This is a genomic window from Dactylosporangium sp. CA-139114, from assembly GCF_050955725.1.
Lineage (GTDB): Bacteria > Actinomycetota > Actinomycetes > Mycobacteriales > Micromonosporaceae > Dactylosporangium.
In genome coordinates this window covers 6,906,287-6,931,154 of sequence record NZ_CP192080.1, presented here as the reverse complement: position 1 = coordinate 6,931,154, position 24,868 = coordinate 6,906,287, and the positions used below count along the sequence as shown (strand labels likewise).

Here is a 24,868-nt window from a genome sequence, read left to right as displayed (position 1 = left end):
CTGCGGCGGTCACCTCGTGGTCACCCTCGGCGGCCGCAACGTCAGCCCGCAGGCCCGAACGCGTACCGCCCCGCCTCACATAAGCACCCGTGGGGCGGGGTAGTGCCGCGCGATGACGGATTGCACGATCGGGGAGTACCTCCTCCAGCGACTGCGGGAGATGGGCGTCCGGCACATGTTCGGTGTGCCCGGCGACTACCAGCTCGAGTTCCTCGACCAGATCGAGGCGGCCGACGGCATCGACTGGGTCGGCAACTGCAACGAGCTCAACGCGGCCTACGCCGCCGACGGCTACGCCCGGCTCAACGGCATCGGGGCGGTCGTCACCACGTTCGGCGTCGGCGAGCTCAGCGCGCTCAACGGCGTCGGCGGCGCCTTCGCCGAGCGCGTCCCCGTGGTGTCCATCGTGGGCACGCCCGCCACCTTCGTGATGCGGGAGCGCCAGCCGGTGCACCACACCGCCGGCGACGGCGACTTCGCCCGGGCCGCGAGGTGCGCCGCGGAGTACACGGCCGGCCAGGCGCTGCTCGGCCGCGACAACGCCGCCGAGGAGATCGACCGGCTGCTGCGCCTGTGCTGGCTGGAGAAGCGGCCGGTGTACCTCATGCTGCCCGCCGATGTCGCCCAGCAGCGCATCGCCGCGCCGAAGGCCCCGCTCGCCCTGCCGGAGCCGTCCAGCGACCCGGCGATGCTGGCCCGGTTCGCCGCCGACGTGCGCGAGCGCATCCGCTCCGCGGTCTCGGTCGCGATCCTCGCCGGGCCGGAGGTGGACCGCTACCGGCTCGGCTCGCGGCTGCTGGCCCTGGCCGAGGCGCTCGGCTGCCCGGTCGCGACGCTGATCAGCGCCAAGGGCGTCTTCCCGGAGACCCACGACCAGTTCATCGGGGTCTACGCGGGCGCGCTCGGGCCACCGGAGGCGCGGGTGGCCGTGGAGGACGCCGAGTGCCTGCTCGCGGTCGGGTGCCAGTTCACCGACACGGTCACCGGCGGCTTCACCCACCGCATCGAGCGGGCCCGCATGGTCGAGCTGCACCCGTCGGCGGCCTCGGTGGGCAGCACGCCGTACGCCCACGTCGCCCTGAAGGACGCCCTGAGCGCGCTCGCGGAGTCGCCCGAGCCGGCGCCCGGCCGCGAGCCCGCCACACACCGGCGCATCCCGTCCCGGCCCGAGCCGCGGCCGGGCGCGCCCCTGCTCCAGGAGCGCTTCTGGCCGCAGGTCGCGGCGTCCCTGCGCCCCGGGGACGTCGTCGTGGCCGAGCAGGGCACGTCGTACTTCGGCATCGCCGCCCAGCCCCTGCCGCGCGACTGCGCCTTCGTCGGGCAGCCGCTGTGGGGCTCGATCGGCTACACGCTGCCGGCGCTGCTCGGCACCATGCTCGCCGCGCCCGACCGCCGCCACGTGCTGTGCATCGGCGACGGCGCGTTCCAGCTCACCGCGCAGGAGCTCGCCACGGTGCTGCGGCTCGGGCTCAACCCGGTCATCGTGCTCGTGAACAACGACGGGTATACCGTGGAGCGCTGCATCCTCGGCGAGTACGCCGCCTACAACACCATCGGCGCGTGGCGGTACGACCGGCTGGTCCAGGCCTTCGACCCGCACGACCGGGCCGTCACCGCCGCGGTGGCCACCGAGGACCAGCTCGCCGCGGCGCTGGACAAGGCGGCGGCGACCCGCGACCGGCCGGTGTTCATCGAGGCGCGGATGGGCCGGCTGGACGCGCCCGAGTCCGTCGTGCGCATCGGCAAGGCGTTCGCCGGGGCCGACTACCATCACGCGCCGGTGTAGATCCGGTAGCCACCGCAGGTGAGGCATCCGGCGGCGCGGCGATCCACCGTTGAGCCCATGGAGCAGGTCGCCGTCGCGGATCCGCCGGTACCACACCGAAAACCCCGCCTCACCCCGCTCGTCGGGCCGGCCGTCGTCGCCGCCGTCGCGTACGTCGACCCCGGCAACGTGGCCACGAACCTGACCGCGGGCGCCACGAGCGGGTACCTGCTCGTCTGGGTCGTCGTCGCGGCGAGCCTCGTCGCGCTGCTCGTGCAGTTCCAGGCCGCGAAGCTCGGCGTGGCGACCGGCCGGAGCCTGCCGCAGCTGTGCCGCGAGCGGCTGCCCCGCTGGGCGAGCCGGCTGCTGTGGGGCCAGGCCGAGCTCGTGGTGCTCGCGACCGACCTGGCCGAGTTCGTCGGGGCGGCGATCGGGCTGCGGCTGCTGTTCGGCCTGCCCGTCGCCCCGGCGGCGCTCGTGACGGCGGTGGTCTCGCTGGTCCTGCTGGAGCTGCGCCGCCGCGGCCGCCGCCGGTTCGAGCTGTTCACGGCCGCCGCCCTGCTGCTCGTCGGGGCCGGCATCCTCTACGACGTCGTCGCCGTCGGCCACCAGTCCGCCGCGGGCCTCGCGGGCGGTCTCGTGCCCCGGCTCGACGGCGCGCACGGCGCCCTGCTCGCCATGGGCATCGTCGGGGCGACCGTCATGCCGCACGCGATCTACCTGCACTCGGCGCTCGCGGTGCGGCCCGAGTTCCGGGTCGCCGAGGCGATCGGCGGCCGGACCCCGGGCGTGGTGCGCCGGGCCCTGCGGCTGGACTGCGGGATCGCGCTGGGCGGCGCCGCCGTGGTCAACGTCGCGATGATCGCGCTCGGGGCCGGCCTCGCCGCGCTCACCGCCGGCGGCTGGACGGGCGACATCATCGCCGCGCACGAGCAGATCGCGGCGCGGGCCGGCGGGGCGGCGGCGCTGGCGTTCGCCGTCGCGCTGCTCGCCTCCGGGGTCTCCTCGTCCGGGATCGGCACGCTCGCCGGGGACTTCGTGATGGGCGGGTTCCTCGGATGGCGGATCCCGAGCCTGCTGCGCCGGGTGCTGACGATGCTGCCGGCGGTCGCCGCGCTGCTGCTGGGGGCGCCGCTGACCGCGCTGCTGGTGCTCAGCCAGGTCGTGATCTCACTGGGCGTCCCGGTGGCGCTGTTTTTGCTGGTGCACTTCTGCCGGGACCGGTCGCTCATGGGCGGGCTCGTGAACGCCGCGGCCACGACCCGGGTGGCCGCGGGCGCCGGCTTCGTGGTCGCCGCCGCGGGCCTGTCCCTGCCGGTCCTGCTCGTCGTCTGAGGGCCGGATGCCGACGCTCCCGCGGCTGCGGTCGCGCATGCTGGCCTTCGCCGCGGCCGCCGCGCTCGCCCTCGTCCTCGGGGCCGGCCCGGTCGCCGTGCTGGCCCTCGTCTTCTGCGCCGTGGCGATCCCCGCCGCCGTGCTGATGTCCGGAGGCGTACCGCAGGTGCGCGCGCTGTGCCGCCCGCGGTCCGCCGAATCCCCGAAGGCGCGTGCATGAGTCCCGAAAGCATCCCCCAGCCCGAGCGCGGGCTGGAGGGCGGCCCCGACACCGGGCCGCGCAACGTGGAGCTGGACCGGCAGAACCCCGACCTGCTCGCGCCGCCGGAGACGGACGCCGGCACGCTGCCGAACCTGAAGTTCCAGGCCCTCGACGACGGCGTGGAGTTCCTGCTGGTCTTCGACGACGGCGAGTTCTCGGAGAACTCGACGTTCATGATCAGCGACTTCTTCGCCCACACCCCGAAGAGCGTCATCGCCAAGAACTTCGGCTGGTCGCCCGAGCACCTGGACCGGCTGCCGGAGCGCGAGAAGTACATCTTCGCCGGCCAGGTCCCCCCGCCGCTGGAGCGCGACCAGGTGGTGAGCCCGACCGGCGACGTGCCCCGCAGCTTCAAGCACCGCCTGCTGGCCCAGGAGCCGGAGCACTTCAACGGCGGCCGGGCCCGGGTCGCCGACTCGACGAACTTCGCCGCCTCGGACACCATCAGCGCGGCCCTGGTCGAGATCGAGCCGGGCGGCCTGCGCGAGCTGCACTGGCACCCGACGGACGACGAGTGGCAGTACTACATCTCCGGCCGCGGCCGCATGGGCGTCTTCGCGAGCTCGGGGCAGAACCGCACCTTCGACTACCAGGCGGGCGACGTCGGGTACGTGCCGTTCGCCTTCGGCCACTACGTCGAGAACACCGGCAGCGAGCCGCTGGTGTTCCTGGAGATGTTCCGCAACCCGAAGTTCGAGGACATCTCGCTGAGCCAGTGGATGGCGAACACGCCGCCGCAGGTGGCCGCCGACACGCTCAACCTCCCGCGCCGGGTCGTCGAGTCCATCCCGAAGACGAAGACCCGCATCACGGCCTGAGCCCGTCAGCCGCGCCCGGCGTAGAGGTAGACGGTGACGGCGTCCGGCGCGTCGAGGCCGAACAGCACCGACCGGTACGTGCCGTCCGCCGTCGGCTGCTCCTCCTTGATGCCGGACACGGACACCGCGGTGCCGGGGTCCCAGAGGTTGCCCCCGCCGACGTTGTGCTCCGCCGTGACGGCCCGCAGCCCCGGCGTCGGCGGGGCGGTGAACTTCCCGGCGGCGACGAACGCGTCGAGCCCGGTGCGCGGGATGCGGAACTTCGCCGAGAGGCGGGTTTCCAGGCCGTTGGTGTAGGCGGCGGCGAGCAGCACCGTCCCGGGCGGAAGGGTCACGTGCGCCACCGCCTCGACCCGGGCCGCACTCGCCTCCACCGGCTTGGACTGCACCGGCAGCAGGTCGATGCCGGCGGTGCTCGCGACGAGAGCCGTCACTCCGCACGAGATCAGGGAGAGCACCAGGCTGACGCTCGCGAGCACGAGCGCGGTCTTGCCCTGGCGGACGCGAGGCGCGGGGGCGGGGGCGTCGATCACCGTCGTACTGTAGCCACCCCACTCCACGCCCCAGACCCGCGGCGGCTGCCGGGCTCGCGGGGCCGGTCACCGCCGTCAGGCCCGCGCCGCGATCCGGACGAACGAACGCGCCAGCGGCGTCAGGCGGGCCGGTCGCCAGGCCAGCACCAGGCGGCTCGGCGGGCGGTCGTCGACGGCCACCGTGACCAGGCCCGGCGGCAGCGGCTGGCCGAGCGGCGCGAGCGCCGAGGTGCCGTTCCAGAGCACGGACTGCAGGCACTCCTGGATCGTGCGCATGACCGGCGCGTCCGGGGCGGCGGGGCCGGTCCAGTAGGCGGCCCAGAGCGGGTCGGTGCCGTCCGGCAGCCGGATCCAGCGGCGGGCGGCGAGCGCGGCGACGGACACCGGCCCGGCGCCGGCCAGCGGGTCGTCGGCGCGGACCACGATGCCGACCGGGTCGGCGCTCAGGACGCGGGTGCGCAGGCCCTTGCCGTCGAACGGGGTCCGGGTGAGCGCGACGTCGACGAGCCCGGCCCGAAGCCCCGCGGTCGGGTCGCCGAGGCCGGACTCGTGCACGGTCACGGAGGCGTGCGGGTGCTCGCGGCGGAAGTCGGCGACGAGCCGGCCGCTCACCCATCCGGCGGTGTCGGCGAGCGTGCCGATGGTCAGCGTCTCGGAGCCGGCCTCGGCCCGCACCCGGGCCCGGAGCCGGTCGGCCTGATCGAGCAGCGTCGTCGCCTTCTCGTACAGGGCCTCGCCCGCGGGGGTCGGGGTCACGCCGTGCGGGGTGCGCTCCAGCAGGGTCGCGCCGAGGTCGGCCTCGAGCTGCCGCAGCGCCCGGCTCAGCGGCGGCTGGGTGATGTGCAGCCGCGCGGCCGCCCGCCCGACGTGCCGCTCCTCGGCCACGGCGACGAAGTACCGCAGCAACCGCAGGTCCACGTGCGCACCATACCCAGAGGGTATGCGGCGGACACGGAAGGTCTTGGACGCGAGCGCCGCGGCGGGGCAACGCTGAAGGCATGGAGAACCTGCGCGTGGCCATCGGCCGCAACGACACCACGGAGGCGCTGTTCGAGCGCGGCACCGTGCGGACGGCACCGACGCTGGTGGACGTCTTCCGGCTCCTCGTCGACGGCGAGGCCGACGTGGCCGAGTTCGGCCTCACGTTCTACCTGCGCTCGCTGGACAACGGGGCGCCGTTCCTCGCCGTCCCGGCGTTCCCCACCCGGGTGTTCCGGCACTCGTGCGTCTTCGTGCACGCGGACAGCGGCATCACGCGCCCGGAGGACCTCGAGCGGGACTGGTACCGCCGGACCGGCATCTTCCCGATCATGCACACGATCGCGGCGCCCCGCGGGCTGCTCGCGGCCCGCCCGGGTCTGGCGCGCGAGATCTACGACGTCTTCCTGGCCGCGAAGGAGACCGGCGCCGACCGGTACCGGGCGCGGCGCCGCCTGTTCCAGGCGCCGACGATGCTGCCGTGGGCGAACGCGCTGGACGAGCGCAACGAGGCGCTGTTCGGGCCCGACTGGTGGCCCTACGGCATCGCCGCGAACCGGACGGCGCTGGACACGTTTCTGCGGTACCACCACGAGCAGGGGCTGTCGAGCCGCCGGTGGAGCGTCGAGGAGATCTTCAGCGCCGAGCTGCTGGACACCTAGTCCGGCGTCATCCGGCGCGGGAGCCCGCCCCGCGAGGTTCGGCCGCGGGGGGCGCCGTCACGGGCGGTTCGAGCGGCACCGGGCGCCGGGGTTCGCCGCGCCGGCCCAGTCCGGCGAGGATGATCGCGAGGGCCGCGGCCTCGGCGACGGCCGTGGCGCCCGCGGTGCCGAGCGGGCCCCAGAGCGGCACGCCCACGGCGACGCAGACCGTGAGCACGGCGGCGACGATGGTCATCGCCTTCGTGGCCCGGCCGTAGTGCCCGTCGCCGATCCAGTTGAACAGCAGCGCCCGGGTCACCGCGAGGCACGGCAGCGCGAGCATGAACACGGCGAGCCAGGTGGCCGCGCCGGGGTGCGGCAGGGACAGCACCGTGTGCGTGAGGAACGGGGCCAGGACGGCGACGGTCGCCGCGCCCGGGATCGCGCACGCCAGGGCCACGCCGATCGAGAAGCCGGCCGGGTGCGCCGAGTGCTCGATGCCGAGCCGACTGCGGGCCCGCGCCACCATCGGCACCTGCAGCGCGGACTGCACCACGCCGCCGATGGCCTGGTACGCGGTCACGATCGCGCCGAAGCTGCCCATCACGGCCGGGGTCGCGACCAGGGACAGCACGAGCGTGCCGAAGCGGGCGACGTACAGGTCGGCGAGGGAGAAGCCGAAGAGGTGGCGGCTGGAGCGGTACCCCGCGATCGCCCTGCGCGCCGAGAGCCCGTGCAGCAGGTTGGCCCGCAGCGACCCGTGCTTGCCCAGCACCAGTTCGCCGGCGAGCAGCTGGGCCAGGCCGGCGGCGGCCAGGGCGACGGTGAGCGGGACGCCGAGCAGGACCATCACCAGCGAGGCCGCCTTGCTGGTGCACATGAGCACGGCGCTGGCCAGGAAGCGCATCCGGCGGCTGAAGTCGGACAGCTGGAGGGTGGCGAGCCCGTTGCCGAGCGCGACCACGCCCGCGGCGGCGAGGGCGCCGAGGCCGTACCCCTTCGTGGCGTAGAACGCGCCGACCGCCACGGTGCCCAGCAGCAGGCCGGGCACCACGACGAGCATCCACTGGCTGCGCACGAGGGCGCGCTGCTCCTCGGTGCCGTTGAGGTACAGCAGCGTCGAGCCGCCGCTGAGGAAGATGAGCACGAACGCGAGCGCGGACGTCATGACCGTGTAGGCGCCGATCTCGGCGGTCTGCCCCAGTTTCGCGCACAGCGCGAGGATCGCCGCGCTCAGCAGGCCGTTGGCGACGACCGCGCCCGCCGCGATGGCCGAGTTGCGCGCGAGCGCGCGAACCTCAGCCATGTGCCCCACTCATGCGCCGAACGTAGCAGGCGCCCTCAGTCCGCCTCGCCTGCCTCGCCCGGCGGCAGCATTAGCTCACGCAGGAGGGTGAGGTCGATCGACGGCGAGCCGACCGGCTGCGGGTTGCGCTGCGCCGAGGCGAGGTGGGCCGCGACGAGCTGGTGCACCGCCTCGGACTCGCCGGCCTCGATGAGCTGCAGAATCCTGCCGTGTACCGCTCCGGACTCCTCGCGCTGGCTGAGCGGTACCCCTCGCGGCTCCGTGCGGCTCGCCCAGCCCTCCTCGTGGCTGGACCAGAGCGCCTCCAGCGCCCCGGCCAGCACGATCAGCGGCGGGTTCCCGCACAGGCTCACCAGCGCCTCGTGGAAGCGCCGGGACACGCCGACCACGGTGGGCAGGTCGCCGATGCTCGCCAGGTACTCCTCGTGCAGCTCGCGCAGGCGCGGCACCACCGTGTGCGCCCGGTCGCCGCGGGCCGCGCAGAGCGCCGCGCACGCCGGCTCGACGTGACGCAGGGCGACCGCCACGTCACCGATGCCGGAGCGCTGGGCGGCGAGCACGAGACCGAGGTTGTACCCGAGGTTGGCCGGGGACGGCCGGTGCACGACGGCACCGCCCAGCCGCCCCCGGCGCACCGTGATGAGGCCCTCCGCCTCCAGGATGCGCATCGCCTCGCGCAGGGTCGGCGCGCTGACCTGGTAGCGCCGGATCAGCTCGTCGGCCTTGGGCAGGGGATCGCCGTCGGCCAGCTCGCCGTTGATGATCTGCGCCCGGACGCGGTCGGCGACCTGCTCGGCGAGCCGATGGACGCGTACCCGGGGCTCCACGGCCGTGAGCTTAGTAGGCGTCGGGGTCCCGCTGCACGGCCTCCGGGACCGGGTGCCGGTACAGCCTGGACGCGTTCTCCCACGTCATCTTGCGCACGTCGGCCTCGGGCAGGCCGCCGATCTCCTCCTCGATCGTGCGCTGGGTGTGCGGCCAGGTCGAGTCGCAGTGCGGGTAGTCCTGCTCCAGCAGGATGTGGTCGACGCCGATGACGTCGCGCAGCGGGAACGTCGACGGGTCCTCGACCGCACAGAAGTAGAAGTTGCGCAGCAGCACCTCGGCCGGGGTGAGCTCGATGCCCTTCCAGGTGCCGTACATCTCGTGGTAGCTCAGCATGTGGTTGAGCCGGTCGACCAGGCCCGGCACCCAGCCGATCCCGCCCTCGGAGAGCACGATCCTGATGTCGGGGAAGCGGACGGGGATGCGGGAGTACAGCCAGTCGACGGCGGAGAACATGGAGTACCCGAAGAACAGCACGCCGACCACGTCCGGCGGGGCGTCCTCGGCGGTCGACGGCGAGCTGCTCGACGAGCCGATGTGCAGGTTCACCACGGTGCCGGTCTCGGCGCAGGCGCGCATGATCGGGTCCCAGTGGTCGGTGTGCAGCGACGGCATCCCGAGCATGTGCGGGGCCTCGGTGAACGTCACCGCCTTGAAGCCGCGCTCGGCGTTGCGGTAGATCTCCTGCGCGCCGACCTCGGGGTCGAGGAAGTACGGCAGCTGGCACGGGATCATGCGGTCCGGGTACGCGCCCGACCACGCCTCGATGTTCCAGTCGTTCCACGCGCGGGTGGCCGCGAGCGCGAGCTCGGGGTCCTGGGTCGACAGCTGCAGGCGCTGGCCCGCGAAGCCGGGCAGGAAGGACGGGAAGCACAGCGAGGCGTACACGCCCGACAGATCCATGTCCTTGATGCGCTCGTGGATGTCCCAGGAGCCGCGGCGCATGTCGTCGAAGCGGCTCGGCTCCATGCTGTACTCGTCGACGGGCCGGCCGACGACGGCGTTGAACCCGACGTTGGGGAACTCCTTGCCGTCGTACATCCAGACGTGGCTGCCGTCCTTGTCGACGACGCGCGGGGTCTGCTCGGCGTACTTGGCCGGCATCCGGCCCTCGAAGGCGTCGGGCGGCTCGACGATGTGGTCGTCGACGGAGATGAAGGTGTACTTGCGCGGCTGCCGCGGCGGGTCGGGCAGGAACGTCACCTTGTCGCGGGCGGCGGTGGTGAAGCTCGTGTTGGTCAGGAGCTCGTCGATCGAAGCCATGGGGTGTCTCCTAGTCCAGGACGTCGGGTTCGTGGCGGAGCAGCTTGCGGACCGCGCCGGCCCAGAAGTAGTCGGATCCCCGCTCCAGCAGGGACTTCTTCATGCCGTGGCGCAGCCCCGGGGCGATGGCGAGGGGATCGCGGCCCAGGAGCATGACGTCGTAGGCGAGCCTGCAGGCGCGGTCGATGCTCGCGGAGCGGTACGTGGCCTCCTGGATCGTCGGGGCGGTGACGATGATCCCGTGGCTGGCCAGGATGACGACGGACTTGTCGCCGATTCGCCGGGCGAGGTCGGCCCCGAGCTCGGCGTCGTCGACCTCGCCGGTGTACTCGTGCACGAACGCCAGATCGCCGTCGAACATCGATCCCGTCTGGTGCACGATCTCGGGCAGCACGCCGATCGCGGCCAGCACGGTCACGTAGTACGGGTGGTTGTGCACCACGACGCGGGCGTCGGGCCGCGCGCGGTGCAGCTCGGTGTGGATGTGGAACGCCGGGGTGACGTCCCATCTGCCGTCCTTGACGGCGCCGTCACGGTCGACGACGCACAGGTCCGAGGCGGAGACCTCGTCCCACCACAACCCCCACGGGTTGATCCACATGTCGCCGTCGCCGTTTTTGACCATGGTGATGTGCCCGGCGATGTTCTCGCTGAAGCCGGTGTTCGCCAGGATGCGGAACGCGCAGGCCAGGGCCTGGGCGTCGGTGAGGTCGACACCGATGGGCGGGGTGATGCGGGGAGCCCAGACGGCGGTCCCGCCGGGCTTCTCGGTCACGGTTGTCACTGACCACCTCCGTGTAAATCTTTTAAAAGATTTAGCGGCCGGAGGGGCTGGAGTCAAGCAATCGCTTGGTTGGACTGGCTCGCCGCGGCCTTTGCGGCGTTTTGCGGGCGCCGAGCTTTCGTGTCGCCGGGGTTGGCCGCACCATAGATCCATCGAACACGAGCTACGGAAGGCGACATGTTCATCGGGTATCTCGTCGCAAGTGTCCTGCTGGCCCTGCTCCTGATCGGCTCGGCGACCGGCAAGCTGCGCCGCGCCGACGCGGTCGTGCAGAACCTGGACCGGGCCGCCGTCCCGCACGGCTGGTACCCGTGGCTGGCCACGGCCGAGGTGGCGGGCGCCCTGGGCCTGCTCGCCGGCCTGGCGTACCGGCCCCTGGGGACCGCCGCCGCGATCGGCCTGACCCTGTACTTCATCGGCGCCGTGGTCGCGCACGTCAAGGCGGGCGACCGCGGCGGCCTCGGCCCGGCCTCGTTCCTGCTGTTGCTGTCCATCGCCGCCGGCGTGCTCTCGGTTCTCTAGAGCGCGGCGGCACCCGCGCGCGGAGGGCTCCTGACCCGGGCCCTCCGCGCGCGGTCCCCGGCTACTCGAAGTCGCCGAAGTCCTCGCCGCCGCCGTCGTCGAAGACCTCGTCGATGATCTCGCCGGCCACCAGGCCGCCGACGATGCCCGCGGCGCCCGCGGCCACGACGGTGCCCATGCCCATCCCGCGGCGGCCGTGGCCCGGGTGGCCGTAGCCGCCGTGGCCGTAGGGGTCGTGGCCGTAGCCGTGGGCGGACTGCATCGCCGTGAAGTGGCGGTCGGTGGCCTGGCGCACCCAGCCGTCCACCAGCGCGGTCCAGTTGGTGCCGTCGACGCCGTCGTGGCCGATGCTGAAGCGGCTGATCATGTCGTGCGAGGGCCGGAACATCCCGCCGCGCTTGTCGAACTCCAGGATGACCTCCACGCCGCGGGGGTTGGTCACGAAGGTCAGCTCGACCTCGTTGACGCGGCCCGCGTACTGCTGCGGCGGCCAGAACTCGATCTCCTGATAGATCGGCAGCTGCTGCGACACGCCGTGGAGGCGGCCGTGCTCGACGTCGGCGTGCTTGAAGCGGAAGCCGAGCTCGGCGAACGCGTCGAGGACGGCCTGGTGGGCGGGGAGCGGCGTGATCGACACCGGGTCGAGGTCGCCCTTGTCGCGGCCGCCCGCGACCTCCAGCTCGGTGCGCACGCCCATCACCATGCCGCGCAGGTGCTGGCCGTACACGTTCGTGATCGGCGCCTCCCACGGCACCGCCAGGCGGAACGGGATCGACTCGGTGGTCGCGCCGCGCACGGTGAAGTGGTCGGCGACCGAGGTTCGGGTCAGCTCGAGGCCGGCCTCGCCGTCGAAGCCCGCGCGCTCCACCTCGACGCGCGTGACGAGCGAGAGCACGACGTGCTCGATGCGGGCGTCGCGATCGCCGCCCTGGACGTGGACGTGGCCGTCGATGAAGCCGCCCGGCTGGACGGCGGGGGTGTCGAGCACCGTGTCGACGCTCGGTCCGCCAACCCCGAAGGCGGCGAGCATCTTCTTGAACACCATGGCAATTGACACTAGCACGTGGCACTGTACGGTCTCCGCAAACAGTGATGCCCGTGCGAGTGAAGGCGGTCCCGGGTCAGACGGTGCCGATGGTGTACGCGACCTCGTCCAGCAGCTCCCGCGCCAGGTAGCCGGTGCGGCCGAAGCGGGGGCCGAGGCGCTGGCCGGCCATGGCGTGCGCGTACGTGGCCCAGCACCCGGCCTGGGCGGGCTCGGCCCCGCGCGCGAGCAGGCCGGCGACCAGGCCCGCGAGGACGTCCCCGCTGCCCGAGGTGCCCAGGCCGGCGGCGCCGCTCTCCTCGCGCCAGACCGTGCCGTCCGGGTCGGCGACGTAGCCGTGCAGGCACACCGTCGCCGCGTACCGGGCGGCCAGGGCGGCGGCCTCGGCGGCCAGGTCGTCGCCGGGCTCGCGGCCGAGCAGGTGCCGCGCCTCGGTGCGGTTCGGGGTGAGCACCGCGCCGCACTTGGCGTGTTCGAGCGTCTCCGGGCGGCGGCTCAGCGCGCCCAGGGCGTAGGCGTCGAGCACGACCGCCGTGTCCGGGGAGGCCTCGGCCAGGACCGTCGCCAGGATCTTCTGCGTCTCCTCGATGTTGTCCAGACCGGGCCCGAGCGCGACCGCGTCGGCCTGCGCCACCTGCTCGAGCAGCGTTCGCGGCAGCTCGGCCGAGACGCTGCCCTCGGCGGTCTCGGGCAGGCCGATCACCTTCGCCTCCGGCACCACGATCGACAGGGCCGCGGCCGTGCTCCCGGTCACCGCCAGCTGCAGCCGCCCGGCGCCGGCCCGCAGCGCGGCCACGCCGGCCAGCAGGACGCCGCCGGGGGTCGTGCGCGAGCCGCCGATGACGAGCACGGTCCCGCGGTCGTGCTTGTCGCCGGTGGGCTCGGGCAGCGGCCAGTCGCGCAGCACGCGCGGCGTGATCACCTCAATCGTCGGCACCGACGTACTCCTGGGTCGTCGTCGCGGCCGTGTGCAGGTGGCCGACGTCGTTGAACAGTTCGGGGCGCAGCACCCCGCCCACGTTGACCCAGCTGCTCACCGAGCAGTTGGCCATGGCGGTCGAGCGGGACAGGGCCATGAGCGTCTCCTCGTCGAGGCCTTCCACGAGGTACCGCACCAGCATCACGATCGCCTCGTGCCCCACGAGCAGCACGCGCCCGCCGGGATGCTCGGCGCGCACGTCGCGCATCAGGCTGCGCAGGCGCAGCAGCACGTCGGACCAGGACTCGCCGCCCGGCGGCCGGTAGTACATCTTGCCGAGCCGCTGCCGCCGCGCCGCCTCCTGCGGCAGGCGCGCGGCCACGCCCCGGTTCGTGAGCAGGTCGAGCTCGCCCAGCTCGCGGTCGCGGAGGCGCTCGTCGTACCGCATGGCGATCCCGGTCCCGCCCAGCGCGATCATGGCCGTCTCCCGCGTGCGCAGGTAGGGCGAGACGACGGCGAACTCGGGCATCTCGTGCGCGGGCAGCCCGCGGACCCACTGCCCGACGGCGGCGGCCTGCTCGCGGCCCAGCCCGGTCAGCGGCACGTCGGCGTCGCGCTCGACGAGGTCGATGACCTCGAGCCCGCCGCGCTCGGCCTCCTCGGCCCGCACGTTGCCGACGCTCTGCCCGTGCCGCACCACGCCCAGCCAGCTCAGTTCCGCCATGACTGTCGGCGTACCCAGCGCGGGGCTACTTGAAGCCGTCCCGGGTCAGGGAAAGATCGCGGCCCTGTTCGCGGGCGGCCGCCACCCACTGCGGCAGCCTCTCCTCCCGGGCGGGCTCGGCGGGGTCGATCGCGAACGCGGACACGTACTGTTCGGCCATGGGGACAGTATCGTGGTCCGCGCTGCCGGAGCGGGTGCGCGGTGGCGTGGCGGACCGCCTCGCAAGCCCGGTCGTCGGCGCCGCCGACCTTGCGGGCGGGCACTCGGAGGGGGCGGCGGCCCGGCTGCGGCTCGCCGACGGGCGGGACGTGTTCGCGAAGGCGGCCGCCGACCCGGCGGTGCGCGACTTCCACCGGCGCGAGGCGGTCGTCGCGGCCGGGCTTCCGGCGTCGGTACCGTCGCCGAAGCTGCTGTTCGCCTTCGACGACGGCCCGTGGGCGGTGCTCGTGTTCGAGTTCGTCGCGGCCTCGATGCCGGGCCCGGCGGACCTGCCGCGCGTCCTGGACACCGTGACGGCCATGGCGGGCGCGCTGACGCCGGCTCCCGTCCGCCCGCCGACCCGGCCGCGCCTGGCCGGGTTCGAGTCGCTGGACCTGGCCGGTGACACGCTCCTGCACGGGGACCTCTACCTGTTCAACGCGCTGGTGTCGCCGGAGCGCGTCTTCGTCGTCGACTGGGCGCACGCGTGGGTCGGCCCGGCGTACTGCGACGCGCTCATGCTGATGGCCGGTTCGCCCGACGCGGAGGCGTTGTGCGCCGCGAACCCGCTCACCCGCGACCTCCCCCCGCGCGTGGTCGACGCGTTCCTGGCCGCGCACGCCGGCTTCCTGCTGAACCTGGCGGCGCGCGCCGCGGATCCCCGGCTGTCGGGCACGGCCGCATCCCTCGGCCGGGCGTCGCGGGATTGGCTGGCCCGCAGAGCAACCGGCTGAGCACCGGGCCTGCACCCGGCGGTGGGCACAGTGGAGGGCATGCGGGCATGGATGTGGTACCTCGTCGCCGGTCTGCCCGTCGTCCTGGCTGCTGCGCTGCTGCCCGCGTTCGAGCGCCAGCTCGTCTACGGCCTCGGCGGTGCCGCCACCATCGCCGCCATCGTCCGGCGCCTGCGCGCGGGCCGGGTCGACCGCCGGCGGGCCTGGTGGTTCGCGCTCGCCGCGATGGGCTGCGCCCTGACCGCGAACCTGTGCTGGGCGGCCGACCTCGGCCTCGGCGGCACCGGCGACGACCTGCCGCTCGTCGACGGCATCTACTTCGCCATGTACCCGCTGATCGGCGCGGCGATGCTCGGGCAGCCGGCGGTGCACCGCTACGGCTCCGCGCTCGCCGGCTTCACCGAGGCCGGGGTCGCGCTCTGCACGGCCGTCGTGGTCACCTGGGTGGCGCTCTACGACCCGTTCGTGCGCGACCGGCCCACCCACTCGGTCAGCCTCAGCATCGCCCTGTTCCCGGCCCTCGACCTGGTCATCCTCGCCGCCGCGGTGCGGATGGTGGTCGCCGCCGGGGCGCTGCGGCCCACCCACCTGCTGCTGCTCGGCGCGGGCGCGTGCCTGCTCACGTCCGACGTCCTGTACTTCGTCTCGGCCTCCGGCGGCGGCGCCTGGGCCGGCTCGGGGATCATCTCCGTCGGCTGGGCCGCGACGTACCTGTTCCTCGGCGCGTCGGCGCTGCATCCGTCGGCCGCGCTGCCCCCGGCGCCGGCCCGGCCGTCCTCGGCCACGTGGGGCACCGTGGTGGTCGCCGTCGTCGTGCTCGTCGGGCCGGTGGCCACGGCCTGGTCGCTGCTGCGCGAGCTGCGCGAGCCCAGTCTCGACGTGGCCGACGTCGTGGTGCCGCTCGTGCCGACCGCCGTCACCGCCCTGCTGCTGGTGATCCGGCTCGGGCACGCCGGGCGGGTCGAGCGGCGCCGGGCCCTCGACCTGCAGGACGCCCTGCGGCAGCAGTCGCAGATGCAGGCCCTGCTGCGCCACCACGCGCTGCACGACGCGCTCACCGGGCTGCCGAACCGCCGCCTGCTCGACGACCGGCTCACCGAGCTGCTCGCCGTCGGCGGCCGGGGCGGGCTGATCCTGCTCGACCTCGACGGGTTCAAGGACGTCAACGACCGTTTCGGGCACCCGACCGGCGACGCGCTGCTCGTCGAGGTGGCCCGCCGGCTCGAGGCGCTGCTGAGCCCGGGCGACACCCTGGCCCGCCTCGGCGGGGACGAGTTCGCGCTGCTGTGCCCGGGCGTGGGGGAGGCGGAGCTGCTGGTGCGGGGCGAGCGGCTGCTGGCGGCGCTGCGCCGGCCCGTCGACGTGAACGGCGCCGAGCTGCTCGTCTCCGGCACGGCGGGGGCGCGCGGGTTCAGCGCCGGGTACAGCGCGACGGTCGTGCTCGCGGACGCCGACGTGGCCCTGTACGCGGCGAAGGCGGCCGGCAAGGACCGTGTCGTCGGCTTCGACGAGCAGCTGCGCGACCGGCAGCTGCGGCGCAGCCAGACCGCGCAGCGGCTGCGGGCCGCCCTCGCGGCCGACGAGCTCGCCGTGCACTACCAGCCGATCGTCGCGCTCGACGGGGACCGCACCGTGGGCTTCGAGGCCCTCGTGCGCTGGTGCCCGCCCGGCGCGGCGCCGATCGGGCCGGACCGGTTCATCCCGGCCGCGGAGTCCAGCGGGCTCATCGTGGCGCTCGGCGACTGGGTGCTCAACCGGGCCTGCCGGGATGCCGCGCCGTGGCACGCGGCCACCGGGGCGGGGCTGAGCGTGAACGTCTCGCCGCGGCAGCTGGCCGAGCCGGACTTCGTGGCCCGGGTGCACGCGGCCCTGGCGGGCTCGGGGCTGCCGGGTCACGCGCTCACCCTGGAGATCACCGAAGGGGTGCTCGTGGGCGCCGGGACGCAGGCGGAGCAGACCATCGCACACCTGGTGGCGCTGCGCGCGATCGGCGTGAAGGTCGCCATCGACGACTTCGGCACCGGGTACTCGTCCCTGGCCTACCTGCGGGACCTGCCGATCGACATCCTCAAGATCGACCGCTCGTTCCTGCCGCACAGCCGGGACGACCTGGCCGGGCAGACCGCGCTGGTGCGGGCGATCGTGGACCTCGCGCGCAGCCTCGGGCTGGAGACGGTCGCGGAGGGCGTGGAGACCGAGGAGCACTGCGACCTGCTGCGCGGCCTCGGCTGCGACCGGGTGCAGGGGTATCTGCTGGGCCACCCGGTCCCCGCGGACGCGATCCTCGAACCCGTCGCCTGACGCGGGCGGAGCAACAGTCGACTGCACCGCACCCGCACTGGCTGAGCAGAAGCACCGCGCCCTGCGCGCCCACGATCGCGGCCTGCGTGGCGAAGACGCCGAGCCGGCCCGGGACACCGACCCCGCACTGCTGCCGAGCTACGCAGTCTGGTCTCTCGTGCCCGGGTACACCACCCTCGCGTTGCAGGGTGCGATCGACAGCGGCAACCCGGATCCACGTGCTTCGCGCCATGCTCGCCCTTCTTGACGTGCCCGGCCCTCCGCGGACGAGCATTCCTCAAATGCGTTGAGCCGCATTCGACCGCTCCACCAGTTCCGGAGCATTGCGGCATCCGCGCAGCGGCTCGCTTCCGCTCGTATTGACAGCCGTGACCTTCCGGCCCTACTGTCGGTGCGCTTACTCGGTTCAGTAAGGGTGCTGAACCGAGGGGTCCGGGCGCCGCCTCGCCCGGCCCGGAAGGAGTCCTCGTGCGCAAGGCTCTCGCCGCGGCGGCGATCCTGCTCGCCGCGCTCATCGCCAACCCCGCGCCCGCCCAGGCGTTCCCCGCATCGACGCGGGCGGCGCTGGTCAACTACCTGTCGGGCATCTCCGGGCAGTACACGATCACCGGCCAGCACAACCGCGAACCCAACTCGGACCCGACCAAGTGGACGCGCGTCGCCCAGGGCATCACCGGCCAGACGCCCGGCCTGTGGGGCGGCGACTTCCTGTTCGCCTCCTCCGACGTCAACGCGCGCCAGACGATGGTCAGCGAGGCCATCCGGCAGTGGCAGGGCGGCTCGCTCGTCGCGCTGACCTGGCACATGTGCCCGCCCACGGTCGGCTCGACGTGCGGCTGGGACTCGGCCGGCGTGCTCAGCCACCTCTCCGACAGCCAGTGGAGCCAGCTCGTCACCGACGGCAGCGCGCTCAACACGGCGTTCAAGAACCGGCTCAACGAGGCCGTGCCCTACCTGCGGCAGCTGCAGAACGCGGGCGTGCCGGTGCTGTTCCGCCCGATCCACGAGATGAACGAGGGCTGGTCGTGGTGGGGCGGGCGCCCCGGCGCCAACGGCAGCCGCAAGCTGTTCCAGATCGTGCACGACTACTACGTGGGCCAGGGCCTGTCCAACCTCGTGTGGGTGTGGAACGTCAAGGACGTCAACATGGGCTCGATCGGCGACTACTGGCCGGGCGCGTCCTATGCGGACATCGCCACGCTCGACATGTGGGTGAAGCTCGCCCCGAGCACGAGCGACTACCAGGCGATGCTGAACGTGGCCGGCGGCAAGCCGATCGCCCTGGCCGAGGTCGGGCAGGTGCCGAGCGTGGCCCTGCTCAACGCCCAGCCGCGCTGGACCTACTTCATGGTGTGGGCCGAATACCTGCAGGACCCGGCGTACAACACCAACGCGAACGTGCAGAACACGTACTTCAACAGCCGCGTGCTGGTGCGCGGCGAGTTCACGGTCCCCGGCGGCTCCTCCTCGCCGGGCGGCGGGCCGGTCACCGGGCTGGCGGGCAAGTGCCTCGACGTGGCCGCGTCGGGGACGGCGAACGGGACGAAGATCCAGCTGTACACCTGCAACGGCACCGGCGCCCAGAACTGGACGGTGGGCTCCGACGGCACGCTGCGAGCCCTGGGCAAGTGCCTCGACGTGGCCGGGGGCGTGAACGCGGACGGCACGAAGGTGCAGCTGTGGGACTGCAACGGCAACACGCACCAGCAGTGGGCGCGCAACGGCCAGACGCTGCGCAACCCCGAGACCGGCAAGTGCCTCGACGTGACCGGGCAGAGCAGCGCCGACGGCACGCAGATCCAGATCTGGACCTGCAACGGGCAGACGAACCAGAACTGGACGCTGCCCGCATAGGCAGATCCCTGCTCGGGTCCGCGCCACCTGCGGACCGTCGCTCCCGCCAGGGACCGCGCCGGGGCCCAGCATCCGCTGGCCCTGGCGCGGCGACGTCCGCGGTGGCAAGACCTACGCTGACGCTGTGACCACCGACTTCCCCAGTTTCGAGATCCCCGGCCGCGTCGCCCTCGTGACCGGGGCCGCCCGCGGCCTCGGCCGGGCCATCGCGCTCACCCTCGCCAACGCCGGCGCCGACGTCGCCCTGGGCCTGCGCGACGTGCACGCCGACGCCGGCCTGGCCGAGCAGATCGAGGCCCTGGGCCGCCGGGCGCTGCCGCTGCAGATGGACGTCACCGACCCGGGCCAGGTCCGTGCGGCCGTCGACGCCACGGCGGAGCACTTCGGGCGGCTCGACATCCTCGTGAACAACGCCGGCATCGCCCCCGGGAACCCGGCCGAGGACGTGACCGAGGCCGACTTCGACGCCACCCTGGCGGTCAACCTCAAGGGCACGTTCTTCGCGAGCCAGGCCGCCGGCCGGGTGATGATCCGCCAGGGCTACGGCCGGATCGTGAACGTCGGCTCCCAGGCCGGCGCGGTGGCCCTGCCGGGCGAGTCGGTCTACTGCATGACGAAGGCGGCGATCGCCCACCTGACCCGGTGCCTGGCCGTGGAGTGGGGCCCGCACGGCGTCACGGTCAACGCGGTCGCCCCGACCTTCGTGCACACGCCGGGCACCGCGGACCATCTCGCCGATCCGGCCCGCCGCGCCGACGTGGTCGAGCGGATCGCGGCCCTGCACCGCATCGGCGAGCCGATGGAGGTCGCCGGGGCGGTGCTGTTCCTGGTCTCCCCGGCCGCGTCGCTCATCACCGGCGAGGTGATGCTCATCGACGGCGGCTGGACCGCTCGGTAGGGGCCGGGCCGGTGGAGTCGCGCACGACCAGGGCGGCGTTGCCGTAGCGCACGCTGCGCGGCGGCCCGCCGTCCAGCAGCTCGAACAGCAGCCGGGCGGTGCGCATCCCGTAGTCGGTGATGCTGCGCCGCAGCACCGTGAGCGCCGGGTGCACGAGCTGGCACAGCGGGGAGTCCTCCCACGCCAGGATGGACACCTCGGCGGGGACGGACACGTGCATCTCGGCGGCCACGCCGAGCCCGGCGAGGGCCATGAGGTCGTTGTCGTAGACGATCGCCGTCGGACGTTCCCGGCCGCTGAGCAGGCGCCGCGTCGCCGTCGCCGCCGCCTCCCCGGTGTAGTCCGCGGCCACCGTCAGGATCGGGCCGAAGGGCGCCGCCGCATCGAGGGCCGCCGCGTCGAGGGCCGCCGTGCGGGCCGCGGTGTGCGCCAGGTCCGCCGGGCCGCTCACCCGGGCCACGCGGCGGTGCCCAAGGGCCGTCAGCAGCCCCACCACCTTCTCCGCGCCGGCGTGCTCGTCGGTCGACAGGTTCGCCAGGCCCGGCAGCGCACCCGAGCCGCCGGCGACGACCGCCGGCAGGCCCAGCTCCCGCACGGCCGGCAGCCGGGGATCGTCCACCCGCAGGTCGCACAGGATCACGCCGTCGACGCGGCGCTCGGCGTGCCAGCGGCGGTAGACGGCGATCTCCTCGCCGGCGTCCTCGACGAACTGCAGGGCGAGGCCGAAGCCGCGCGCGGACAGCTCCATCTGCAGCCCGGCGACGAACTGCCGGCGGAAGACCTCGCTGCGCAGGGCCGCGGACGTGCGGCGCAGGGCCAGCCCCACCACGTCGGCGGCCGCGCCGTGCAGGGCGACGGCGGCCCGGTGCGCGGTGAACCCCAGCTCCTCGGCCACCTCGCGGACCCGTTCGCGCAGGTCGGCGGAGACGCCGGGGCGGCCGTTGAGCGCATAGGACACGGCGACCCGGGACACGCCGACGCGCCGGGCGATGTCGCTCATCGTCGGTCGCCGTCCCGCCATGGGACGAAGCCTAACCGCCTCAGCGCGGCGGCGGTGCGATGCTGTCCCGCAGCAGCAGGCGGGGCGTGGCGTCCTGATAGTCGGCCGGGGGAGCGCCGGCCAGCAACGCCAGCAGCACGCGGGCGGCGTTGGCGCCGTAGGCGTGCACGTCCCGGGCCAGCGCACTGAGGGCGGGGAAGGCCATCTCGCACAGCTGGGAGTCGTCGCCGGCCACGATCGAGAGCCGCCCGGGCACGTCGAGGCCCAGCTTGCGGGCCACGTGCAGGCCCGCCGTGGCCATGATGTCGTTGTCGAACATGATGGCCGTCGGCGGCTGCGCCGCGGTCAGCAGCCGCTCGGTCGCCCAGGCCCCCGCCTCCCACGTGTAGTCGGTGTCGACCACCTCGGCGGCGACGAGGTCGTGGCGGCGCGCCGCGGCCCGGAACGCGGCGGTGCGGATGCGCGTGTGGGCAAGCGACACGAGGCCGCCGACCCGGGCGATGCGCCGGTGCCCGATGCCGGCCAGGTAGCCGACCGCCTCGGTGAGCGCGGCCGCGTCGTCGCTCCACACCGCCGGGGTGCCGGCGCCGGGCGGGCGGACCGACGGGTGGCCGACGAGGATGCCCGGCAGGCCGAGCCGGTCCAGGGCCGCGACCCGCTCGTCGTCCACCCACAGGTCGGTGAGGATCGTCGCGTCGATGCGCCGCGCCGCCCACAGCCCGCGCAGCGCCTCGATCGCCTTCTCGTGGTCGCCGACCACCTGCAGCACCAGGGCCGTGCCGGTCGCCGACAGCTCCGTCTCCAGCCCGGCGATGAACTTCATGTAGAACGGCTCCACCCCCAGCGTCGCCGCGTCGCGGGCGATCACGAGCCCGATCGCCTCGGCCCGGGCCGCGGAGAGGTTGCGCGCGGCGGCGCTGGGCTGCCACCCCATCTCGGCCGCGATGGCCCGGATGCGCTCGCGGGTCTGCGCCGAGACGCCGGGCCGGTCGTTGAGCGCGAACGACACGGCGCCGATCGAGACGCCGGCGGCCTCGGCGATGTCGCTGATGGTGGGGCGTCTCACGGCGTTCCCTGGATCGTCACTTGGTGGCCCCGGACGTGAAGCCGTTGTAGATGAACCGCTGCAGCAGCAGGAACAGGATAAGGGTCGGCAGGATGACCAGGACCGCCCCGGCCGAGATGGTCTCCCAGTGGGCGCCGAACGGGCCCTTGAAGCGGAACAGCGACGTGGAGATGGTGCCGAGCTCCTCCGAGGGCATGTAGAGGAACGGGATGTAGAAGTCGTTGTAGACGAAGATGCCCTTGATGATGACGACCGTGGCGATCGCGGGCTTGAGCAGCGGCAGGATGACCGACCGGTAGATCCTGAACGTCGAGGCCCCGTCGAGGCGGGCCGCCTCGTCCAGCGAGACCGGGATCCCGCGCATGAACTGCATGAAGATGTAGATGGCGACGATGTCGGTCCCCATGTACAGCAGGATCGGCGCCCACCGCGAGTCGAACAGCCCCAGCGCGTCGATCACCCGGAACGTCGCCACCTGCGTGGTCACCCCGGGCACCAGGGTGGCGACGAGGAACGCCCCGACCACCACGCGCTTGAACCGGAACTGGAAGCGGTCGAGCGCGTAGGCGGCGAGGGTGCCGGCCAGGACGGTGCCCAGCACCGAGACGAGCAGGATGATGCCGGTGTTCAGGAAGCCGGTCAGCATGCGGCCGGAGCTGAACGCGGTGGCGTAGTTGCTGAAGTTCAGCCAGTGCTGCGGCAACGCGAGGGTGTCGCCGCCGGCCATCTCCTGCGGCGTCTTCAGCGACGTCAGGAACACGGTCACCAGCGGCAGGAGCACCACGACGGAAGCCAGGACCAGCACGGTGTAGCGCAGGAGGTTCGCCCTCACGTCAGATCGGTCCTCTCGTCGGGGACGAGGCGCCGCTGGAGCCAGGTGACCAGCAGCACGATGAGCAGCAGCACGACGGCCGCGGCCGAGGCGAGCCCCGTCTTGTTGAACTGGAAGGCGAGCTTGATGGTCTGGATCACGAACGTCTTGGACTCGCCCGCGCCGCCGGTCATCACGAACGGGATCTCGAAGACCGACAGCGACCCGGACACGGCGAGGATGACGCTCAGGCTGATGATGGGGCGGATGCCGGGCGCGACGATGTGCCGGAAGATCTGCCAGCGGGCCGCCCCGTCGAGCTCGGCGGCCTCGTACAGCTCGCCCGGGATCGCCTGGATCGCGCCGAGGAACAGCACGAAGGTGAGCCCGGTGAACCGCCACACCGAGACGCCCGACAGCGACACGTTCACGAGGTCCGGGTCACCGAGCCAGAGCTTGTCCGGGTGGGCGCCGAACAGCGCCAGCACCGAGTCGAGGGTGCCGTGGGGGCGGAAGAAGTACAGGAAGACGAACGAGACCGCGACGCCGTTGATGAGGTACGGGAAGAACAGGATGCCCTATGCCCTTGAACAGGTTCCGCAGCCGCAGCTTGAAGCTGAGGATGAACGCGAAGTAGAGGGCGAGCGCGATCTGGACCGCGGAGGCGGCCACGTAGTAGAGGCTGACGAAGAACACCTGGAACAGTTCCGGGCGGGTGAACAGCTCCCAGTAGTTGCCGGCCCCGACGAACGCCGGATCGTCGCTCAGGCCGTCCCAGTCCGTGAAGCTGTACCCCACCATGCTGCCGACGGGGACGTACGTGAACACGACCAGCAGCGCCAGCGCCGGTAGCAGGTAGATCCAGGGGGTGAACCTTCTCACGGGCTTCCTTTCGCCGAGAGGCGGGCCGGCGAGCCGGCCCGCCTCCTGGATCAGCCGACGGTCTTGGCCGCTTCCGTCCAGCGCTTGGTCAGGTCGGCGAAGATGCCCTTGAGATCCCCGGGCGCCGCGCCGCGGGCGGTGTCGACGATCTTCTGGCGGTAGTCGGGCTTGCTGATGCCGACCTCGGAGGCGTTGTCGATCTTCGTGAGCTTCGCCGACTCGGCCTGCGACAGCTCGATGAACTGCACGCCGGCCGCGGTGAACGGCTGCAGCGCCGGCGGCATCGGGGCGCCCTTGAGCGCGGAGACGGCCTGGTTCACCGCGGCCGAGTCGGACTTGTCGATGAACCAGTCGAACCAGGCGCGGGCGGCCGCCTTGTGCTTCGAGTGGGCGTTGATCGCGTACTGGTAGTCCGGCGCCACGACCGAGCAGAACTTCCCGTCGACCTGCTTCGGGAAGGGCATGTAGCCGATGCTGTTCGGGTCCTTGCCGGCCTTCTTCGCCGCGTCCTGCATCTGCACGATGGCCCACGACCCGAGCCACATCGTCGCGATCTTGCCGGTGGCGATCGCGCCCTTCGAGTCCTCCCAGTTGGTGGTGGTCGGGTCGGCCTCGGAGAGCTTGTTCTTCACGATGTCGTAGAGCAGCGTGTCGCCGGTGCTCAGGTCGGCGCCGGCCGCCCACGGGTCGGTGGTGGGCAGCTTGTCGTTCGCCTTCGGGTCGCAGCTGACCGAGCCGACGACGCTGGACCAGGAGCTCAGCGGCCAGCCGTCGTGGTAGTTGGTGTAGTACGGCGTGGCGCTCGTCTTCGACTTGATCGCCTGCAGGTCGGCCACGAACTGCTCGGGCGTGGTCGGCCACGCCGTGACGCCCGCCTGGCTCCAGACGTCCTTGTTGTAGACGAAGCCGTTGACGTACGCGAAGCCGGCGACCCCGTACACCTTGTCGCCGACCTTCGCCTTGTCGGTGAAGCTGTACTTGTTCTGCAGGTCGGTCGCGCCGCCGAGCGGGGCGAAGTACTTCGGATAGTCCTCTGTGGACACCGTGTTGGGGATCAGCAGGACATCACCGTAGTTCTCGGTGTTCATCCGGATCTTGACTTCGCCCTCGTAGTCGGTGACGCCCTCGAACTTGACGTTCACCTTCGGGTAGAGCTGCCTGAACTGGTCGGCGTAGCGCTGCATCGTGCCGTCGGTCACGAGGTCGGTGCGGTTGGTCAGCACGGTGATGTCGCCGGAGACGGCGCCGGCGTCGGTGGGGGACAGGGCCTCGTCGGATTGGCCGGACTTGCTCGAGCCGCCGCACGCGGCCGTCGCGAGGGCGGTGACGGCGAGTATGGCGACGAACGCTCGTCTGAACATGGGGTGCGCTCCATTCGGGCCTAAAGCGTTTTAGTAGAGCGGA

At 72.9% G+C, this 24,868-nt stretch carries 26 protein-coding genes; 10 read left to right on the top strand and 16 right to left on the bottom strand.

Going from position 1 to position 24,868, the window contains the following annotated elements; genetic code table 11:
- The first annotated feature begins 112 nt into the window (after nt 1-112).
- Genes ACQP2P_RS30840 through ACQP2P_RS30825 form a run of 4 tightly spaced genes read left to right on the top strand, consistent with a single transcriptional unit; the run spans nt 113 to nt 4,180 of the window.
- On the top strand, nt 113-1,786 hold the full coding sequence (locus ACQP2P_RS30840; protein WP_433606724.1) for an alpha-keto acid decarboxylase family protein: 1,674 nt from the start codon (nt 113-115) through the stop codon (nt 1,784-1,786).
- A gap of 57 nt (nt 1,787-1,843) precedes the next feature.
- Nucleotides 1,844-3,100, top strand: a complete 1,257-nt coding sequence (locus ACQP2P_RS30835) for an Nramp family divalent metal transporter (RefSeq protein WP_433606722.1) — start codon at nt 1,844-1,846, stop codon at nt 3,098-3,100.
- Between the two features lie 7 nt (nt 3,101-3,107).
- Nucleotides 3,108-3,320 (top strand): hypothetical protein, encoded by a 213-nt coding sequence (locus ACQP2P_RS30830; RefSeq protein WP_433606720.1) that lies wholly within the window; start codon nt 3,108-3,110, stop codon nt 3,318-3,320.
- Nucleotides 3,317-4,180 (top strand): cupin domain-containing protein, encoded by an 864-nt coding sequence (locus ACQP2P_RS30825; protein WP_433606718.1) that lies wholly within the window; start codon nt 3,317-3,319, stop codon nt 4,178-4,180. The genes ACQP2P_RS30830 and ACQP2P_RS30825 overlap by 4 nt, the downstream gene beginning before the upstream one ends.
- Nucleotides 4,181-4,185: 5 nt before the next feature.
- On the opposite strand, the gene ACQP2P_RS30820 is transcribed toward ACQP2P_RS30825, so the two are convergent.
- Nucleotides 4,186-4,713, bottom strand: a complete 528-nt coding sequence (locus ACQP2P_RS30820; protein ID WP_433606716.1) for a hypothetical protein — start codon at nt 4,711-4,713, stop codon at nt 4,186-4,188.
- A 75-nt stretch (nt 4,714-4,788) separates the two neighbouring features.
- Nucleotides 4,789-5,631 (bottom strand): LysR family transcriptional regulator, encoded by an 843-nt coding sequence (locus tag ACQP2P_RS30815; protein ID WP_433606714.1) that lies wholly within the window; start codon nt 5,629-5,631, stop codon nt 4,789-4,791.
- Between the two features lie 80 nt (nt 5,632-5,711).
- Here ACQP2P_RS30815 and ACQP2P_RS30810 point away from each other — a divergent pair, with 80 nt between their 5' ends.
- The gene (locus ACQP2P_RS30810; protein WP_433606713.1) at nt 5,712-6,353 is read left to right on the top strand and encodes a hypothetical protein; all 642 of its coding nucleotides are present in this window, start codon (nt 5,712-5,714) and stop codon (nt 6,351-6,353) included.
- 7 nt (nt 6,354-6,360) lie between these two features.
- On the opposite strand, the gene ACQP2P_RS30805 is transcribed toward ACQP2P_RS30810, so the two are convergent.
- Genes ACQP2P_RS30805 through ACQP2P_RS30790 form a run of 4 tightly spaced genes read right to left on the bottom strand, consistent with a single transcriptional unit; the run spans nt 6,361 to nt 10,510 of the window.
- Entirely contained in the window at nt 6,361-7,638 is a 1,278-nt protein-coding gene (locus ACQP2P_RS30805) for a lipopolysaccharide biosynthesis protein (protein ID WP_433606712.1), read from the bottom strand.
- Between the two features lie 35 nt (nt 7,639-7,673).
- Entirely contained in the window at nt 7,674-8,465 is a 792-nt protein-coding gene (locus tag ACQP2P_RS30800) for a FadR/GntR family transcriptional regulator (RefSeq protein ID WP_433606710.1), read from the bottom strand.
- 10 nt (nt 8,466-8,475) lie between these two features.
- Nucleotides 8,476-9,726: an amidohydrolase family protein gene (locus ACQP2P_RS30795; RefSeq protein ID WP_433606708.1), complete on the bottom strand. Its 1,251-nt coding sequence runs from the start codon at nt 9,724-9,726 to the stop codon at nt 8,476-8,478.
- Between the two features lie 10 nt (nt 9,727-9,736).
- Nucleotides 9,737-10,510, bottom strand: coding sequence for a class II aldolase/adducin family protein (locus ACQP2P_RS30790; protein WP_433606706.1), 774 nt, complete (start codon nt 10,508-10,510; stop codon nt 9,737-9,739).
- A 177-nt stretch (nt 10,511-10,687) separates the two neighbouring features.
- Here ACQP2P_RS30790 and ACQP2P_RS30785 point away from each other — a divergent pair, with 177 nt between their 5' ends.
- Complete coding sequence (locus ACQP2P_RS30785; protein ID WP_433606705.1) at nt 10,688-11,032, top strand: DoxX family protein; 345 nt, start codon at nt 10,688-10,690, stop codon at nt 11,030-11,032.
- 61 nt (nt 11,033-11,093) lie between these two features.
- Here ACQP2P_RS30785 and ACQP2P_RS30780 read toward each other — a convergent pair whose 3' ends face one another.
- The 4 genes from ACQP2P_RS30780 to ACQP2P_RS30765 form a co-directional block, all read right to left on the bottom strand.
- Nucleotides 11,094-12,077, bottom strand: a complete 984-nt coding sequence (locus tag ACQP2P_RS30780) for a sporulation protein (protein WP_433606703.1) — start codon at nt 12,075-12,077, stop codon at nt 11,094-11,096.
- Nucleotides 12,078-12,153: 76 nt separating this feature from the next.
- Nucleotides 12,154-13,014, bottom strand: a complete 861-nt coding sequence (locus tag ACQP2P_RS30775) for an NAD(P)H-hydrate dehydratase (RefSeq protein ID WP_433606701.1) — start codon at nt 13,012-13,014, stop codon at nt 12,154-12,156.
- Nucleotides 13,001-13,720: a histidine phosphatase family protein gene (locus ACQP2P_RS30770; protein ID WP_433606699.1), complete on the bottom strand. Its 720-nt coding sequence runs from the start codon at nt 13,718-13,720 to the stop codon at nt 13,001-13,003. Before ACQP2P_RS30770 ends, ACQP2P_RS30775 begins: the two co-directional genes overlap by 14 nt.
- A 25-nt stretch (nt 13,721-13,745) precedes the next feature.
- Complete coding sequence (locus ACQP2P_RS30765; protein WP_433606697.1) at nt 13,746-13,880, bottom strand: hypothetical protein; 135 nt, start codon at nt 13,878-13,880, stop codon at nt 13,746-13,748.
- Here ACQP2P_RS30765 and ACQP2P_RS30760 point away from each other — a divergent pair.
- The 4 genes from ACQP2P_RS30760 to ACQP2P_RS30745 all read left to right on the top strand — a co-directional run bounded on the left by ACQP2P_RS30760 (nt 13,879) and on the right by ACQP2P_RS30745 (nt 19,705).
- Entirely contained in the window at nt 13,879-14,652 is a 774-nt protein-coding gene (locus ACQP2P_RS30760; RefSeq protein ID WP_433606695.1) for a phosphotransferase, read from the top strand. The genes ACQP2P_RS30765 and ACQP2P_RS30760 overlap by 2 nt on opposite strands.
- Nucleotides 14,653-14,691: 39 nt before the next feature.
- Entirely contained in the window at nt 14,692-16,953 is a 2,262-nt protein-coding gene (locus tag ACQP2P_RS30755) for a putative bifunctional diguanylate cyclase/phosphodiesterase (RefSeq protein ID WP_433606693.1), read from the top strand.
- A 468-nt stretch (nt 16,954-17,421) separates the two neighbouring features.
- Nucleotides 17,422-18,807 (top strand): lectin, encoded by a 1,386-nt coding sequence (locus tag ACQP2P_RS30750; protein ID WP_433606691.1) that lies wholly within the window; start codon nt 17,422-17,424, stop codon nt 18,805-18,807.
- 124 nt (nt 18,808-18,931) lie between these two features.
- Nucleotides 18,932-19,705, top strand: coding sequence for an SDR family NAD(P)-dependent oxidoreductase (locus ACQP2P_RS30745; RefSeq protein WP_433606689.1), 774 nt, complete (start codon nt 18,932-18,934; stop codon nt 19,703-19,705).
- On the opposite strand, the gene ACQP2P_RS30740 is transcribed toward ACQP2P_RS30745, so the two are convergent.
- The 6 genes from ACQP2P_RS30740 to ACQP2P_RS30715 are packed head-to-tail and all read right to left on the bottom strand — an operon-like array spanning nt 19,677 to nt 24,825.
- A complete protein-coding gene (locus ACQP2P_RS30740; RefSeq protein ID WP_433606687.1) occupies nt 19,677-20,726 on the bottom strand; it encodes a LacI family DNA-binding transcriptional regulator in 1,050 nt (349 codons plus the stop codon). The two genes, ACQP2P_RS30745 and ACQP2P_RS30740, sit on opposite strands and share 29 nt — an antisense overlap.
- A 19-nt stretch (nt 20,727-20,745) precedes the next feature.
- Entirely contained in the window at nt 20,746-21,771 is a 1,026-nt protein-coding gene (locus ACQP2P_RS30735) for a LacI family DNA-binding transcriptional regulator (RefSeq protein ID WP_433606685.1), read from the bottom strand.
- A gap of 16 nt (nt 21,772-21,787) precedes the next feature.
- Entirely contained in the window at nt 21,788-22,603 is an 816-nt protein-coding gene (locus ACQP2P_RS30730; RefSeq protein ID WP_433606683.1) for a carbohydrate ABC transporter permease, read from the bottom strand.
- Nucleotides 22,600-23,106: a carbohydrate ABC transporter permease gene (locus ACQP2P_RS30725; protein ID WP_433619333.1), complete on the bottom strand. Its 507-nt coding sequence runs from the start codon at nt 23,104-23,106 to the stop codon at nt 22,600-22,602. The genes ACQP2P_RS30730 and ACQP2P_RS30725 overlap by 4 nt, the downstream gene beginning before the upstream one ends.
- Complete coding sequence (locus ACQP2P_RS30720) at nt 23,024-23,464, bottom strand: carbohydrate ABC transporter permease (protein ID WP_433606681.1); 441 nt, start codon at nt 23,462-23,464, stop codon at nt 23,024-23,026. Before ACQP2P_RS30720 ends, ACQP2P_RS30725 begins: the two co-directional genes overlap by 83 nt.
- Before the next feature lie 50 nt (nt 23,465-23,514).
- Nucleotides 23,515-24,825, bottom strand: a complete 1,311-nt coding sequence (locus tag ACQP2P_RS30715; protein ID WP_433606679.1) for an ABC transporter substrate-binding protein — start codon at nt 24,823-24,825, stop codon at nt 23,515-23,517.
- Between the last annotated feature and the right edge of the window lie 43 nt (nt 24,826-24,868).